The sequence below is a fragment of the Streptomyces sp. BPTC-684 genome, assembly GCF_030028635.1.
Taxonomy (GTDB): Bacteria; Actinomycetota; Actinomycetes; order Streptomycetales; family Streptomycetaceae; genus Streptomyces; species Streptomyces noboritoensis.
The window spans coordinates 2,571,871-2,586,774 of sequence record NZ_CP124863.1; the positions used below are offsets into that span (position 1 = coordinate 2,571,871).

The window sequence follows — 14,904 nt, forward strand, 5'->3', positions numbered from 1 at the left end:
TGAGCCGCGTGCCCCTCCGCCGAGCCACCGCGTGACGCGAGCCCCCTCGCTCGTCCTCCACGAAGTTGCCGGTCTCGGGCGCGAAGGCCTTCCGCGAGAGCACCACGCATCCTCGACCTCGGCCTCACCGCTCCTCCCCCACCATGGGCTCCCCCACCGTGTCCTCCGCCAGCGCGGCCGCGTCCCCGCTCAGCGTCAGGGCGAGTGCGCGGGGTCCCGGGGTCGGGGCCTCCACGCGTACGCGCCACAGGTCGCCGTCCCGCCGGAGCTCGACCCGCGCCCCGGCCGGGGCCGCCGAGCGGGCGGCGGCCAGCACCGCCTGCTCGGCCTCGGACCGCGCGGCCGCCCGGGCCCCCGCCCGAGCCGCGTCCAGGCACTCGATCTGGGCGGCGGCCGCCATCAGCCCCCACAGCAGGGCGAGGGCGAACGCAGCCAGCGTGGGGATCACCACGGCCGCCTCGGCCGTCACGAAGCCCCGGTCAGCGGCCCGGCCAACCCCGAAGCCCCGCCCTATGGGCCGACGGCCCCGCCCGGATCCGCCGCCCTCAGAACTGCGCATCGAGCGCCCTCTCCACCAGCGACTGAAGCGCCGACGAGACGGCCCCGCTCGTCACCACCTTGTAGAGCACCGCCGCGAAGCCGCACGCGGCGATCGTTCCGACCGCGTACTCGCTGGTCGTCATCCCGGCGTCCCCGCGCACGCGCACCCGATGTGCGACGCACCGCATCCATGTCTTCATCCCAACCCCCATGTGTGAGTCCCGCTGTTGAGCTACTGCCCTGCTGAGCTGTTGCTCTGTCGAGCTGTTGTGTGTTTGAGCGAGCTGTTGAAAGCCCGTGTTGTCGGCCCGCGTATCAGTGCTTGAGCAGCCCGCCCGCCAGTCCGATCACCACCGGCGCCACCCCGGCGGCCAGGAACGCGGGCAGGAAGCAGAGCCCCAGCGGCCCGGTGATCAGGACGCCCGCCCGCCGGGCCCGGGCCGCTGTCGTCCGGGCCCGCTCGGCCCGGCAGCGCTCGGCCACCCGTCCGACCGGACCCGCCGCGGGCGCCCCCGAGGACGCGGCCCGCTCCAGGCACCGGGCCAGCCCGGCCGCGCCCGGTATCGCCCCCAACCTCCCCCACGCCTCGGCCGGTTCGCCGCCCAGCCTCAGCTCGGCGGCGATCTGGGCCAGCCGCCGCCCGACCGGACCGTCCAGCGACTCCCCCACGGCTCCGGCCGCCTCGCGCGGTCCCGCTCCGGCCGACAGGCAGGCCGCCAGCAGATCGGCCGCGAGCGGCAGTTCCGGGTCCACCGCCTCGGCCCCGGGGCGCGCCCGCTGTGGCTTCCGGCGACGGGCCCAGCGCCTGGCCCCGTACGCCGCCGCCAGCCCCGCCACAGCTCCTGGCACCCCGCCGATCAGTACGTATGCCGCGGCCAACACCCCCAGCGGCCCGGCCCAGGCCCGTACGAACGTCCCGCGCGCCGTGCCACCGCCCAACAGCCGGGCGACCGACGACCAGGTGTCCCGAGGCCAAGTGCCCGCCAGCCAGGCCCTCGCCCCGTCATGCCGCGCGGGCATCACCCCCGCCGCCACATCCATCCCCGCCAGCAGGTCCACCACACGCCGCCGCACCGCCCGCTCTCTCCTCCGGCGGGCCAACTCCAGCCCTGTCCACAGGACGAGGGCCGCGATCGCCGTCATCACCCCCAGCCTGTGGAAAACATCTCGGGGTGCTTCACCACCCGCGCCCCCAAACCTGAGCTGCCCGCTCACCGCCGTTCCCCCGCCCGGGTGATCCGCGCCGTCCAGTACAGCCCCGCCGCCTCCAGCACCCCGGCCAGTGCCAGACAGCCGAGCCCGGCGGGGGTGTGCAGCAGCACGCGCAGGGGGCTCGCACCCATCGCCGTGCCGAGCAGGAGGCCGAGGACCGGCAGCAGGGCCAGCAGCACGGCCGTCGTGCGCGGCCCGGCCAACTGGGCCCTCAGCTCCTCCCGTTGGTCCCGCTCGGCCCGCAGCGCCGCCTCCAGGCGCTCCAGGCCCGCCGCGAGGCCCGCGCCGCCGTCGACCGCCACCTGCCAGCACGCGGCCACTCCCGCGAGCCCTTCCGCGCCCGGTTCCCTGGCCGCTTCCCGCAGGGCCCCGGGCACATCGCCGCCGAACCGTGCCGCCGCCAGCACCCGCGGCTCAGCGCCGCCCAGTGCCTCCGTGTCCCGGGTGGCAAGCGTCAGCGCCTGGCCGGGCTGGCGGCCCGCCCGCAGCTCCCCGGCGACCGCCCCGCACCAGGCGACCACTTCATCGCCCCGGCGCCACTTCGCCCGCTCCCGCTCACGGGCCCGCAGCCGCCGCCCCACCAGCGGTACCGCCACCGCCCCGGCGGCCAGCGGCAGCACCGAGCCCGCAAGCACCGCCACGACCACCGCGACCGGCAGGCACAGCCACTCCGGCCTTGCCTTGGCGCGCAGCCGCTCCCGGAGCCGCCCCCACGGCGGCTCCTCGGGCTCCACCGCTCCGCCCGCGACGATCAGCCGTGCCCTGCGCAGCCCCTGCTCCCGCCCCACCGAGAGCCAGGCCGCCGCGAACGCGCACACGGCCGCCGCCGAGGCCGGGGTGAGCAGCCCGGGTGACCCCGACGCCGTCCAGGCCGTCACCACGCACCCCCGAGCAGCACCCGCAGCCGTTCCCAGCCACGCTCCTGGACGAAGCCGCCCATGCCCCAGCGCAGCGCCGGAACGGCCACCACAAGCCCCGCCGCGTCCCGTTCGAGGACCCGGACCTCGGCGACCCTGCGCCGCCCCGCCCTGTCCCGTACGAGATGGAGCACCACCGAGAGCGCCGCCGCCAACTGGCTGTGCAGGGCCGCCCGGTCGAGCCCGGCCGCCGTGCCCAGGGCCTCCAGACGGGCGGGGACGTCCGCAGCGGTATTCGCGTGCACCGTGCCGCAGCCGCCCTCGTGGCCGGTGTTGAGCGCGGCCAGCAGGTCGGTGACCTCGGCGCCTCGCACCTCGCCCACGACCAGCCGGTCCGGACGCATGCGCAAAGCCTGGCGCACCAGGTCCCGCAGGGTCACCAGGCCCGCGCCCTCCTGGTTGGCCGGCCGTGACTCCAGCCGCACCACATGAGGGTGGTCGGGCCTCAACTCGGCCGAGTCCTCCGCCAGGACGATCCGCTCGCGCTCTCCCACTAGGCCGAGGAGCGTCGACAGCAGGGTCGTCTTAGCTACCCCAGCTAAGTGCCACCGCTACGCGGTGAGGGAAGATTTCCAGGTGAGAGCACTTATAGCGGTCCGACTGTCCAATGTGACGGACACGACCACGTCACCGGCTCGTCAGCGTCGCGCTGGGCAACTGTGGGCAAAGGCTCACGGCGCAACGGTGATCGGTGAGGCGACCGACCTAGACGTTTCTGCGTCTCGGGTAGACCCATTCAGCCGCCCTGAGTTGGGCAAGTGGCTTGCGCAGCCTGACGACTACGACGCCATCGTGTTTTGGCGGCTGGATCGTGCCGTTCGGTCCATGGCGGACATGGCCAAGCTGGGCGATTGGGCAAGGAAAAACGGCAAGCTACTCGTCTTCGCCGAGGGTCCGGGCGGTACGGCGCTGGAGCTGGACATGCGCGCCACGTCGCTCGTGTCTGAGCTGATCATCATGCTTCTTGCGTTCGCGGCGCAGATGGAGGCAGAAGCAATCAGGGAGCGCGTCAAGGGCTCTCGGTCTCATCTGCGCCATGAGGGGCGCTGGCACGGCGGACGCGTTCCTTTCGGGTGGGCAGTAGTCCCCAACCCCACCGGTCCCGGCTTCGTGCTGGATGAGTGCCCGGAGACTGGTCCGATCGTCCGTGAGATCGTGCGCCGGGTGATCGCTGGTGAGTCTATCTACGCCGTGGCCAACGACCTTGATGAGCGCGAGATTGCCACGCCATCCGACCGCGAGAAGCACCGGATGACGGGCACGATTCCCGAGAAGCGGAAGCGGTGGGATCACCAGTACATCGCGGCCATGCTCCGGTCTGAGCACTTGCGCGGGTACACCATGCATGACCCAAAAGCGACCGAGAAGCGCAGCGCGTATGAGGGTGGTGGCGAGTGGGAGAAGTGGACGGGCCGCCCCGTGCTTGACCGCAACGGTCACCCACGCATGGACCGCCCTGCCCTTGTGGACGACGAGACATGGGCCGTACTCCAAGAGGTCATGAAGACCAAGAAGCGCCCCGAAACCATGCTCCGCGCCGCAGGGTCCCTTCTGGTACGCGTCGCCTACTGTGCAGGCGTCAACAGGGACGGGACTGTGTGCAACCGCCCCATGTACGGATCAAGCAAGAAGGCGACCAGCAACGGGAAGCCGGTACCCAATGGCGGGCACATTCGCGTCTACCGCTGCAAGGAGCGTGGCGCTGGACACTCCGTCACGGTGAAGGCTGAGACGCTGGACAAGTGGGCCGAAGAACAGTTCCTCATGCGGCTCGGACACATGCAGGTGAAAGCCCCGGTAACCGACCCCGGGGAAGACCACACGGCCGACCTTGAGCGCGTCCGCGAGAGCATCAAGCGGCTGCGTCGTGACCGGGACGCGGGGCTGTATGACGGCGAGGACGATGAGGCCGAATACAACGACATGATGCGTTCGCTACTCAAGGAGCGGCGGGAACTTGAGGCCATGCCGTTGCGTCCGCCATCTACTCACTGGGTGCCGACCGGGCGCACCTTCGCCGACATGTGGAGGAACGAGGAGACGGAGGGCAAGCGCCGGTTGTTGCTGGACGCCGGAGCACGCATCACGGTAACGAGCGGGAAGCGCTCGGGGGCCCGCTTCGACTACGAACGCTTGACGTTCGCCATTGGCGAGCACGAAGACCCGGCTGCCGCTGAACTTGCGGCAATCGCGGCTGAACTGGAGGACGAAGCCGCCATGCCCGCTAGGCCTGTTCCCTTGACACCGGAACAGCATGAGGAGATCCGGCAGGACCTCTTGGACGACATTGCATATCAAGAGGGCTTGTAGGCCCGTCTGAGCGCCGTTCGCGGCCCGTTACTGGGGAAACCCGGTGGCGGGCCGTTCGGTGTTCCTGGCAGCGTGTACGGCTCTTGGGGGTGTTGTCAGTGGGGGTGCCTAGGGTCGGGGACAGCGTTGGGGTGTCCTCCGGCACGCCCGCTACAGCAGCGCCCTGAGTACCGACCTACCGACCTACGGCAGAAGGAGATGCCCGCTTGACCAACGAAAAGGAAGACATGACCGACATCCCCGAGGTTCCCGCCCGCTACGTCCCACCGGCCAACCCGAAGCTAGGCCCCGGCTACCTGGTGATCTCCTGTCCTATCTGCGGGGCGCGCCACCAGCATGGCGCCGGTAATCCCGACAACCCGGACTACGGCCCCCGCGTGGCGCATTGCCAGAGCGGCCCGGGCGGCAAGTACATCCTGATACCGGAGAACCGCGCATGACCGCATCGCCTGCACTGTCTCCCGAACAGCTCGCTGCCGTCATGGCGCTGGTCAAGGCAGCGAACGAAGACCCCGGCGGGTACAGCGACGACGAGTTGGCACAGGCGCTCTTTGAAGACCTGGGCACGAACGTCCGGTTCGACAGGGCCACCGGATGGGCGCTGTTTCCCGTGGGGGCGCATGCCTGGCAGATCAGCCCGAACGGTCTGCCGATCAAGCAGGAGGCGCAGAACTACCTGCGCCGGGTGCGTGAGAAGACCAGCGACGAGAAGGCGGCCAAGGGGCTGGGCTCCAGGGCCCGCCGGGATGCCGTGGTGGACATGCTCAGCACGCTTCCCGGCGTACTCACCAGCGGGCAGCGATGGGACCAGAACCCGGATTTGCTGGCCTGCGCGAACGGCGTGGTGGACCTGCGGACGGGCACGCTGCACCCCGGCGAGCCGAACCACATGATCACGCGCAGCGTGGCAACCGCGTACGACCCGGCGGCACTGTGCCCGCGCTGGATGCGCTTCCTTGGCGAAGTCTTCCCCGGTGACCCGGAACTGCCCGCCTACGTACAGCGGCTGATCGGGTACGGCATCACCGGCCACACCTCGGAACAGGTCTTCGCGGTGCTCTACGGAGAGGGCAGCAACGGCAAGAGCGTGTTCCTGAACACGCTGCGCGCCCTGTTCGCCGAGCATGCCGCGACGGTGCCGTTCGACATGTTCACCAGCACCGGGAACAAGCGGGGCGGGGCGGATGCCGAACTGCTGCGCGGGGCACGTCTCGCGCTGGCCAGTGAGACCAACCGGGGCGCCGTACTGGACGCGGCGGCTATCAAGAACGCGACCGGCGGGGAGGAGATGAGCGTCAACCCGAAGTACCGCGATCCGTACAGCTTCAAGCCCGAGGCGCTGATCCTGCTGGCTACCAACTACCGGCCCGAGGTGCGCGAGCAGGACCACGGCACGTGGCGGCGCGTAAAGCTGCTCCCCTTCGAGCGCAAGTTCAGCGCCGCCGAGCGGGACAGCACCCTTGATGAGACGCTGCGCGGCGAGTTCCCGGGCATCCTCGCCTGGGCCGTGCGCGGGGCCCGGGAGTGGTACAGCCACGGACTTGGCGAGACGCCGAGCGTGGTGCAGGCCACGGCGGAGTACCGGGAGGACTCCGATCCGCTGGCCGGGTTCTTCCCCGGCACGTTCGTAGCCGATCCGGCGGCGGATACGCCCATTGCCGACATCTGGGAGGCATACAAGTGGTGGGCTGAAGCGGAGGGCATCCCGCCGTTCAAGTCGTCCCGGACGCTGGTCTCCGCGCTCATTGAGCGGGACAGCACGCTACAACGGGGGCGGACCAGCAAGGCCAAGACCCTGATCGGCCTGAAGCTTGCCGATGACCGTCGGGCCGACGCGGGACCGGGGATCTTCGCCTGACAGTCCACGTCAGACGGCGCGAGGGGTGGCTGATGACCATGTTCGGTCACTCGGCCATCCTTCGGTCACCCCCGTAAACACTCTCCGAACTGGGGTTATGACCCTAGTGACTCAAGTGACCAAGATCTAAGAAAAGTATTCATAGCCACCAGTAGCGTCTAGAGGTTTCCCGAGCACCCTCGGTCACGGTCATTCGGTCACAGCCGACCCCGGCGGATGACCCTGGCGAGCGCCGCCCAGGGGGATGACCCCGCGTGCGACCGGCTGCCGACCGTTCAGGTGCTGGTCTGCTCCCCGTGTACGGGTCTGGCGGGCCGGGACGCTGGCGGGCCCAGGGGGGTACTCCCCTTCTCTAGTCCAAGGGATCGTGTGGGAGAGAAAACAGTTGCATGGCTCAACTGAGTGTTTCTGCGGACAGGGTGAGCGCGTGACCCTCGGGGGTGCCGCGCCGCAACCGGGGCTGTTTGCGCGACCGTAACTCCTGGTGGCGCCTCCGGGTCGTCTCACAATCGATGGTTTGTGAGACGGTCGGGGCGTGAGTCGTGGGGTGTCCGTTTCGCCCCTGCTCGGGCGTCTCTAAATCCGTCTCAGAACATCTGGCCGGACTCTGGATTCTGAGACTCCTTTATGAGACGGTCTGATCATGACGACGACCACCGCGAACGCCGCTTCCTCCGCAGACCTGACGGAGCGCCACGGCTGCCCCAAGTGCGCCGCACCCGCTGGGAGTCCGTGCCGCACCGGCTCGGGCAAGGTCGCCACGAGTTACCACACGGCCCGTTTCGGGCTGGTCCCGTCGCTAAAGGCGGAGCTCACGGTGAAGACTCCCGCTGATCGGTCCCCAGGGAAGGCGTGGACGGCCGTGGGTGCCCCTGTGGTGGCCCCCGAGGCGACGCCGGGCGCTCCGATACGGATCGGCTACGCGCGCTGTTCCACGGCCGCCCAAGAGCTTCAGTCCCAGTTGGACATGCTGGCCCGCGCGGAGTGCACCAAGGTGTTCTCCGAGAAGATCTCGACCCGGGTCAAGACGCGTCCGGAGTTTGAGGCGGCTCTGACGCTGGCGCGGGATATCAAGGCCGCGTCGCCCCATCAGCCGGTGATCTTGACCGTGGTGGAGATGAAGCGGCTCGCCCGTGGTGCCGTGGAACTCATGACGCTGGGGGCCACGCTTCAGACGGACGACATCCAACTGGAGATCCTGTCGGGCCCCCTTCAGGGCATCCATGACCCGCACGGCGCCGGAGCCATCGTCTTCGCGGTCATGGCCGTTGGCGCCGAAGTGGAGCGGGAAGGCATCCGGGAGAAGACCCTCGAAGGACTGGAGACGGCCGCCAGCAACGGGCGCCACGGTGGACGGCCGCCGGTCATGAACACGGCCAAGCTCGCTGCGGCACAGGCACTTCAGGCCGAGGGGATGAGCGTTACGGCCATCGCGAAGGAGCTGAAGGTGTCCCGGGCGACGATGTACCGGGCACTTGGCGACGCCGAGTGACCGACCTGATCTGAGGGACCGTCTGCCCCTGGTGGTGGGCGGTCCTTCCGTCGTCCGGGGGCAGGGCGCTGCGAAAGTTCAGACGCCATGCCCGCCAGCGATCCCGGCCCAAGCTCGACGTACGCACACTGGGTGTGAACCTTTTTTCCGTGCCCCCAATGGTGCTGAGCTGCGAGTATGCCGACGCGGCAGGCTGAAAACGACCCCGTGAAGGGGTGGGGAATGCCCCCATTAAGCCCAGTTAGGGCACCGGAACGTGACGGCAGCACGGCCCGCGTACGGGTTTCGGGGTTGCTGAAGCGTCCCGCTGCGTCCGGGCGCATGTGAGCCCTGACACCCCGAGAGGCTGAGGCGACAGGGCTCAACAGGCTGGGCTAGCGCGACCGCTTGGCGTAGGACACCAGACCGGCGAAGGCGCTGGGGGAGATCAGCAGAACGGGGCTGTTGGTCAGCTTGCTGTCACGGACGGGGACGACGCCATGCGACGCGGCATACGTCGGCGCCCACTCGACACACTCGCCCCCGTTGTTCTGGCTGTAGCTGGAGCTGGTCCAGTCGTGCTCTGGTATGTCGGCGTGGATCATGAGTAACAGTCCTTCGAAATGGAGTCGATCAGCTCAGGCGACTCGTTCGGCGGCGCAGCCATGGCTTTGAGCAGATCATAGGCATCCTGGGTGGCTGCGACGTCGTCTGAGTCGGCAAGGACGTACCCCTTGGGGAAGCCATCCACATGCGCAACATCGGCGCCGTCACTGAACGACAGGAGCCCGAACGGGCTTGCCCAACCGTGGTGGTGGCCGTTGTCACGGATGATCTGCACACGGTGAGTTGGAGTCTCGGCAAGCCGCCGTAGGTGAACGAGCTGATTCCGCATCACTGCTGCATCGCCAACCTGATTCCGCAACACAGCCTCATTGAGGACAAGCCACAGCCGGGCGGGGTTGTCACGGGTCAGGATGCGTTGGCGTTCCACTCGCGCGGTCACCAGATCCTCAAGATTGGTCGGTCGGCTAGTGCGAAGTACGGCCCGCGCGTACTCCTCCGTCTGGACGAGGCCCGGTACTAGCTGCGGTTGAAACATGCGCACGACCGTTGCTTTGGCTTCCAACTCGACGTAGCCACGGAACCACGCTGGATACGCCAGTTTGAGGGCGAGCGGCCACAGTCGGAGGAACCGCCCGTTGGCGTGGGGGAACACCCGATCACAGGCTTCCGCGAACTCGCGGGGCGGTACCCGCTGCCCTTTCTCGACCTTGGCCACCAGGTCGTAGCCGCACGTGGCTTGCTTGCCGAAGTCTGCGCGGGACATGCCCAGCGCTTCACGCTCTAGCCGTGCTTCGTTCCCGAAGTGCGCAAGCGCCGACGACGTGGGGTCGGCCGGGTCCGTGCCGTCCGTCTCGGCAGTCATTCATCCAACCCTCTTGTGATCATGGACAGTTGGCGTTGTCCAGCCGTCCCTACTGGTGAGCGTACGCGGCCTGTCGGAACGTTGTACTCAGCTTGCGAGACAGTGAGAAGAGGCGGATGTGATGAGACAGGCGACGGAGTGGGACGCCGGAACGGCTGTGTTCGACAGGGGCAGTCAGATGGTCGGAGTGGTGAAGGAGCAGCGAGGCGGCTGGCTGACCCTGGAACGCCCCTCAGGGCTTCGCTGGGACACGCGCGCCGTGGCTGTACGCGTCGCCAACGACAGGGAGCTGATCCAGCTCCGAGCCCTGGCCAAGCACAGCCGAAGCACACAAGGGCTTCGGGCGCTGAACCGCCGTGTGCACCGCTGACGAGACGTGGTACACCGGCACCATGTTTGAGGCCCGGGAGCATCCCACGCGCGGTTGGTACGTCATCCACACGCCTGATGGGCACCTCGCCCATATTGAGCGCGACGGGCACCAGGTAGCGGCGTTCTTCGCCGACCAGGCTGACGCTGTCGCCTTCACGAAACAGCTCAACGCAGAGCACTACCCACGACCAGAGAGGACGTGACGTCCCCATGCAATGCCCGAACTGTGGAGGCGGTATGCAGGTGCAGGCTGGGCACTGGATCTGTCCGCACTGCCGTTACATCGGGCCCCCGTATCAGGGGGTCGTGCCGACAGCACTTCCGCCGAACGCCCGGCACCCTGCCTGCACCTGAACCGCCCCCATCGGCCCCTGTCAGCGTCTCCGGCTGGCAGGGGCTTCGTGCTGCGGCTTGCGTGCATGGTGGAAGGTCAGGAACACTAGCGGGGGTACATAGGAAGAGTGGTCTTGCCGGAGCCCGTGCCACCGCTCACCAGGAACGAGACCCGGGCACCGATCAGCGCCCGCAGCACCCCGTCGCCACCCGGCGGCACCGTCCCGGCCGCGACCAGTTCGTCCAGCGAGAACGCCCTCGGCCGCACCACCCGCAGCGACAGGCAGTCCGCCCCGACCGCGACCGGTGCCAGCACCGCGTGCATCCGGGTCCCGTCCGGCAACCGGGCGTCCACCCACGGCCGGGCGTCGTCGAGGCGCCGCCCGGCGACCGCCGCCAGCCGTTGGGCCAGTCGGCGCACCGCGGCCGTGTCGCTGAAACGGACCCCGGTGAGTTCGAGCCCGGCGCCCCGGTCCACCCAGACCCGGTCCGGGGCCGACACCAGGACGTCCGTCACCGCGGGATCGGCGAGCAGCGGCTCCAGCGGGCCCGTGCCGACCAGCTCGGAGCGCAACTCCTCCGCGCCGCCCAGGACTTCCGCGTCCCCCAGGAGCCTGCCCTGGGCCCGCAGCGCCGCCGCGACCCGGGCCGGGGTGGGCTCGGCCCCGCTCTCCGCGAGCTGTTGGCGCACCGCGTCGAGCAGCGGCCTCGGCGCAACCCCGGCCGGACCCGGCTCACCGGGAGGCGCACCACCCGGAGGCATCCCCGCACCCGCGCTCATGCGCCCCGTATCCACACGTCCCGCACTCATGCGACCCGTACGCGCGTGACCCGTACTCATGCGACCGCACCCCCCATCAGCGCCTGCTCCCAGAAGGCCGTGCAGAAGCGGGAGAGGGGACCGCGCACTTCGCTGCCCGGTGGGGACCCCTTCTCCTGGGCCTCCAGCAGGCCGTACTCCACCGGGAGTTCACCGGCCAGGGGGAGTCCCAGGGCGGCCGCCACCCACTGCTCGTCTAGCCCCGCCGCGTACGGACCGCGCACCACCGCCCGCAGGTCCCGCAGCACCATGCCGACCGAGGAGGCGACCCGGTTGGCCGCCGCGACCGCCCGCAGTTCGGCGGGGACGACCAGCAGCCCCAGGTCGAGCTGGGCCAGCGCCTCCGCCACCGCGTCGTCCACGCGCCTGGGCAGGTCGACGACCACGACGCCGCCGCGTCTGCGCGCGGCCGCGAGGACCGCCCGCATCGCCTCCGCCGGAATCGCCACCGAGTCGCCCCGGTCCCAGCTGAGCACGCGCAGCGCGTGCAGATGCGGCAGCGACTCCTCCAGCGCGCCCCCGGCGACCCGGCCGCGCGAAGCGGCGAAATCCGGCCACCGTCTGCCCTCGGCCTGTTCGCCCCCGAGCAGCACGTCGAGGCCGCCTCCCAAGGGGTCGCCGTCGATGAGCATGGTGCGCCGACCGGCCCTCGCCGCGGTCACCGCCAGGGCGCAGGCCAGCGTCGACGCACCGGCTCCGCCCCGCCCGCCGACGACTCCGACGGTGAGCGCCTGGCGGCCCACGCCCTCCGCGGCGTCCGCGATCCGGTCGACCAGCCACTGCTCCGCGTCGGGCAGCCGCAGCACGTGGTCGGCGCCGATCTCCACCGCGCGCTGCCACACCCCCGGGTCGTCCTGGTCCCGCCCGACGAGCAGCACTCCGCGCCTTCGCGCGGCGCCGCGCACCCGGACGGCCGCGTCGTCGCCGACCAGGATCAGCGGTGCGCTCTCCCAGCCGGACCGGCGCTCGGGCACCGAGTGGTGCACCTCCGGCTCGGCTCCGGCGGCGGCGCACAGCCGCAGCAGATCGTCGAGCAACGCCTCGTCCTCGGTGACGATCAGCGGCCCCGCGCGCCGCCCCTGAGCACCCGCCGACCGGTCGGAAGCCATGGGTCCGTCCACGATCTCCGCCCCCTCTCACTGCGATTCCTGGCGTCCGCGGATCTCGCGAACTGGAATCACGGTGGAGCGGTTCCGGAAATTAAGTGGATCTTGGTCAAAAGCTGTGGACAACTCGCCGGTTGTGAATATTCCGTTCACCTATACCGGTGACTTCCAGAGCGCACCGGAACCATTACGCTCCGTGACGAGTCTGGACAGGCAGAGGGAGGAGCCGAAGCGGCCCGAGGGAGGGGAGAAGGATCGTGTGCGAGGCCCGAAAATGCATCCGGACATGCGACGACCCCCGCCGGGGGGGAGAGCGGGGGTCGTCTCTCCGGCCGACTCGGGGGGGGGAGGAGCCGGACCGGGTTAGCACGGTCGCGAACGATCCGTGACTTCCATGGTGTACCCGAGAGCCTTCTCAGGCAAACCCACACGCCCCAGCGTACGCCGAATGGTGGGCGCCTATGCTCGCCCTCGTGGAAAACCACTCCCTGCCGCGGACCGCCGCCTTCTTCGACTTGGACAAGACAGTCATTGCCAAGTCGTCGACTCTCACGTTCAGCAAGTCCTTCTATCAAGGGGGACTCATCAACCGCCGGGCCGTGCTGCGTACGGCCTACGCACAGTTCGTGTTCCTCGCGGGCGGCGCTGACCATGATCAGATCGAGCGGATGCGCGAGTATCTGTCGGCGCTCTGCAAGGGCTGGAACGTCCAGCAGGTGAAGGAGATCGTCGCCGAGACGCTCCACGATCTGATCGATCCGATCATCTACGACGAGGCCGCCTCCCTCATCGAGGAGCACCACACCGCGGGCCGTGACGTCGTGATCGTCTCGACCTCGGGCGCCGAGGTGGTCGAGCCGATCGGCGAGCTCCTCGGGGCCGACCGCGTGGTGGCCACCCGGATGGTCGTGGGCCCCGACGGCTGCTTCACGGGCGACATCGAGTACTACGCCTACGGCCCCACCAAGGCGGAGGCCGTCAAGGAGCTCGCCGCGTCCGAGGGCTACGACCTGGCCCGCTGCTACGCGTACAGCGACTCGGCGACCGACGTCCCCATGCTGGAGGCGGTGGGCCATCCCTTCGCGGTCAACCCGGATCGGGCACTCCGGCGCGAAGCGGCCATCCGAGATTGGCCGGTTCTCGTCTTCAACCGACCCGTCCGGCTCAAGCAGCGGCTGCCCGCCCTCTCCATGCCGCCCCGCCCGGCACTGGTCGCGGCGGCGGCCGTGGGCGCCGCGGCGGCCACGGCCGGGCTCGTCTGGTACGCGAGCCGGCGGCGCGCCGCGGCCGCGAGCTGACCGAGAGGCACCGCTCACGAGGGCCCTCCGATCAGCACTGACCGTTCTGTCCTGTTTGAACCTAAAAGTAAAGAAGTGCAGTCAGGGGTTCCGCTTCACCCCGGCCTGGAGTACAAATAAGGCAACGGCCCGCGAGACCTGGGACATCCGAGAGGATCACCTTCTACGCAACACGGCCCCACGGACCGAGCATGAACATCGAGCACCCACGCGACGTCGACCCGTCGATTACGGGCCAGCCGCACCAGGTGACGGGCAGAAGTTCCCGACCTGATGGGCAACATTCGAGGACGCTTGGTAACACGGTGAACATGCCAGCGGCGGTACCGATCCGGTACCGCCGCAACCCTTTTCCGGCGCCTTTGCCTTCCGGCCCCGCCTTCCAGCGCAGTACCGCCTACGCCGCTCCGCGCTGAAGCGCCTCGCAGACGGCCGTCGACTCCCGCACTCCGAGCTCGATCGAGCGCCCGCAGTGGGCGATCCAGGCCGCCACGCCCTCCGGCGTCCCCGAGGCATAGCCGTCGAGCGCCGCCGCGTACGCCGCGCGCCCCTGCTCCGCATGGCCGACCTCGGCCGGGCAGATCGACTTGGGGTCGAGGCCGCTGCCGATCAGCACGATGCGCTCGGCGGCCCGCGCCACAAGTCCGTTGTACGAGCCGAACGGACGCAGGGCGAGCAGTTCACCGTGCACCACCGCAGCCGTGACCAGGGCCGGGGCCGATGAGCCCGCGATGATCAGCTGGGAGAGCCCCTCCAGGCGGCCCGCCACCTCGTCCGCGTCCGGCAGCGGCAGCTCGATCAGCGGCTCGTCCACCGGCTCGCCGTGCTGACGGGGGCGCCCCACCGTGTCGGCGGAGTCGGCGGCCGCGACCAGGTGCAGCCGGGCGAGCACCCGGAGCGGCGACTGCCGCCAGATGGAGAGCAGCTGGCCCGCCTCGGCGGTCAGCCGCAGGGCCGCGCCGACCGTGCGCGCCTCGGCCTCGGAACCGAAGTCGGTGCGCCGCCGCACCTCCTCAAGGGCCCAGTCGGCGCCGGAGAGCGCCGCACTGCCGCGCGCCCCGCGCAGCGCCGCCTCAGAGGTGATCTCGTTGCTGCGCCGCCGCATGACCCGGTGCCCGTAGACCCGGTCGACGGCTTTGCGTACGGAGTCCACGGCGTCCGGGACACCCGGCAGCAAGCCAAGGGCGACAAGCGGATCGGCGGCCGACGAGGCGTTCGTACTCATAAGTAGGGAGGCT

The 14,904-nt window shown here is 69.9% G+C and carries 13 protein-coding genes and 2 pseudogenes; 5 read left to right on the top strand and 10 right to left on the bottom strand.

The features are described 5' to 3' along the window. Nucleotides 1–124: 124 nt before the first annotated feature. The 5 genes and pseudogenes from QIY60_RS11470 to QIY60_RS11490 form a co-directional block, all read right to left on the bottom strand. Nucleotides 125–559 (bottom strand): TadE family type IV pilus minor pilin, encoded by a 435-nt coding sequence (locus QIY60_RS11470; RefSeq protein ID WP_283142320.1) that lies wholly within the window; start codon nucleotides 557–559, stop codon nucleotides 125–127. Then, entirely contained in the window at nucleotides 546–752 is a 207-nt protein-coding gene (locus tag QIY60_RS11475; protein WP_283142321.1) for a DUF4244 domain-containing protein, read from the bottom strand. The genes QIY60_RS11470 and QIY60_RS11475 overlap by 14 nt, the downstream gene beginning before the upstream one ends. A 103-nt stretch (nucleotides 753–855) precedes the next feature. Then, nucleotides 856–1,683 carry a type II secretion system F family protein gene (locus QIY60_RS11480; RefSeq protein ID WP_283142322.1) on the bottom strand — a complete coding sequence of 276 codons (828 nt, stop codon included), beginning with the start codon at nucleotides 1,681–1,683 and terminating at the stop codon, nucleotides 856–858. 68 nt (nucleotides 1,684–1,751) lie between these two features. Next, entirely contained in the window at nucleotides 1,752–2,597 is an 846-nt protein-coding gene (locus QIY60_RS11485; RefSeq protein ID WP_283145899.1) for a type II secretion system F family protein, read from the bottom strand. A 29-nt stretch (nucleotides 2,598–2,626) separates the two neighbouring features. Then, a pseudogene (locus QIY60_RS11490) lies at nucleotides 2,627–3,301 on the bottom strand (ATPase, T2SS/T4P/T4SS family); the annotation flags it as partial. On the opposite strand from QIY60_RS11490, the gene QIY60_RS11495 reads away from it, so the two are divergent. The 4 genes from QIY60_RS11495 (at nucleotide 3,279) to QIY60_RS11510 (ending at nucleotide 8,329) form a co-directional block, all read left to right on the top strand. Next, entirely contained in the window at nucleotides 3,279–4,979 is a 1,701-nt protein-coding gene (locus QIY60_RS11495; RefSeq protein WP_283142323.1) for a recombinase family protein, read from the top strand. The pseudogene QIY60_RS11490 and the gene QIY60_RS11495 sit on opposite strands and share 23 nt — an antisense overlap. 206 nt (nucleotides 4,980–5,185) lie before the next feature. Then, nucleotides 5,186–5,419 (top strand): hypothetical protein, encoded by a 234-nt coding sequence (locus QIY60_RS11500; protein ID WP_283142324.1) that lies wholly within the window; start codon nucleotides 5,186–5,188, stop codon nucleotides 5,417–5,419. After that, nucleotides 5,416–6,837 (top strand): DNA primase family protein, encoded by a 1,422-nt coding sequence (locus QIY60_RS11505; RefSeq protein ID WP_283142325.1) that lies wholly within the window; start codon nucleotides 5,416–5,418, stop codon nucleotides 6,835–6,837. The genes QIY60_RS11500 and QIY60_RS11505 overlap by 4 nt, the downstream gene beginning before the upstream one ends. 643 nt (nucleotides 6,838–7,480) lie before the next feature. Next, nucleotides 7,481–8,329 (top strand): recombinase family protein, encoded by an 849-nt coding sequence (locus tag QIY60_RS11510; protein WP_283142326.1) that lies wholly within the window; start codon nucleotides 7,481–7,483, stop codon nucleotides 8,327–8,329. Between the two features lie 374 nt (nucleotides 8,330–8,703). Here QIY60_RS11510 and QIY60_RS11515 read toward each other — a convergent pair whose 3' ends face one another. The 4 genes and pseudogenes from QIY60_RS11515 to ssd form a co-directional block, all read right to left on the bottom strand. Then, complete coding sequence (locus QIY60_RS11515) at nucleotides 8,704–8,913, bottom strand: DUF397 domain-containing protein (protein ID WP_283142327.1); 210 nt, start codon at nucleotides 8,911–8,913, stop codon at nucleotides 8,704–8,706. Beyond that, the gene (locus QIY60_RS11520; protein ID WP_283142328.1) at nucleotides 8,910–9,737 is read right to left on the bottom strand and encodes a helix-turn-helix transcriptional regulator; all 828 of its coding nucleotides are present in this window, start codon (nucleotides 9,735–9,737) and stop codon (nucleotides 8,910–8,912) included. The genes QIY60_RS11515 and QIY60_RS11520 overlap by 4 nt, the downstream gene beginning before the upstream one ends. An 829-nt stretch (nucleotides 9,738–10,566) precedes the next feature. After that, a pseudogene (locus QIY60_RS11525) lies at nucleotides 10,567–11,205 on the bottom strand (ATPase, T2SS/T4P/T4SS family); the annotation flags it as partial. 74 nt (nucleotides 11,206–11,279) lie between these two features. Further along, the gene (gene ssd, locus QIY60_RS11530) at nucleotides 11,280–12,371 is read right to left on the bottom strand and encodes a septum site-determining protein Ssd (RefSeq protein WP_266982063.1); all 1,092 of its coding nucleotides are present in this window, start codon (nucleotides 12,369–12,371) and stop codon (nucleotides 11,280–11,282) included. 458 nt (nucleotides 12,372–12,829) lie between these two features. Between ssd and QIY60_RS11535 the strand changes: the two genes are divergently transcribed. Further along, a complete protein-coding gene (locus QIY60_RS11535; RefSeq protein ID WP_283142329.1) occupies nucleotides 12,830–13,666 on the top strand; it encodes an HAD-IB family hydrolase in 837 nt (278 codons plus the stop codon). Between the two features lie 397 nt (nucleotides 13,667–14,063). On the opposite strand, the gene QIY60_RS11540 is transcribed toward QIY60_RS11535, so the two are convergent. Further along, on the bottom strand, nucleotides 14,064–14,891 hold the full coding sequence (locus QIY60_RS11540; RefSeq protein WP_283142330.1) for an oxidoreductase: 828 nt from the start codon (nucleotides 14,889–14,891) through the stop codon (nucleotides 14,064–14,066). Between the last annotated feature and the right edge of the window lie 13 nt (nucleotides 14,892–14,904).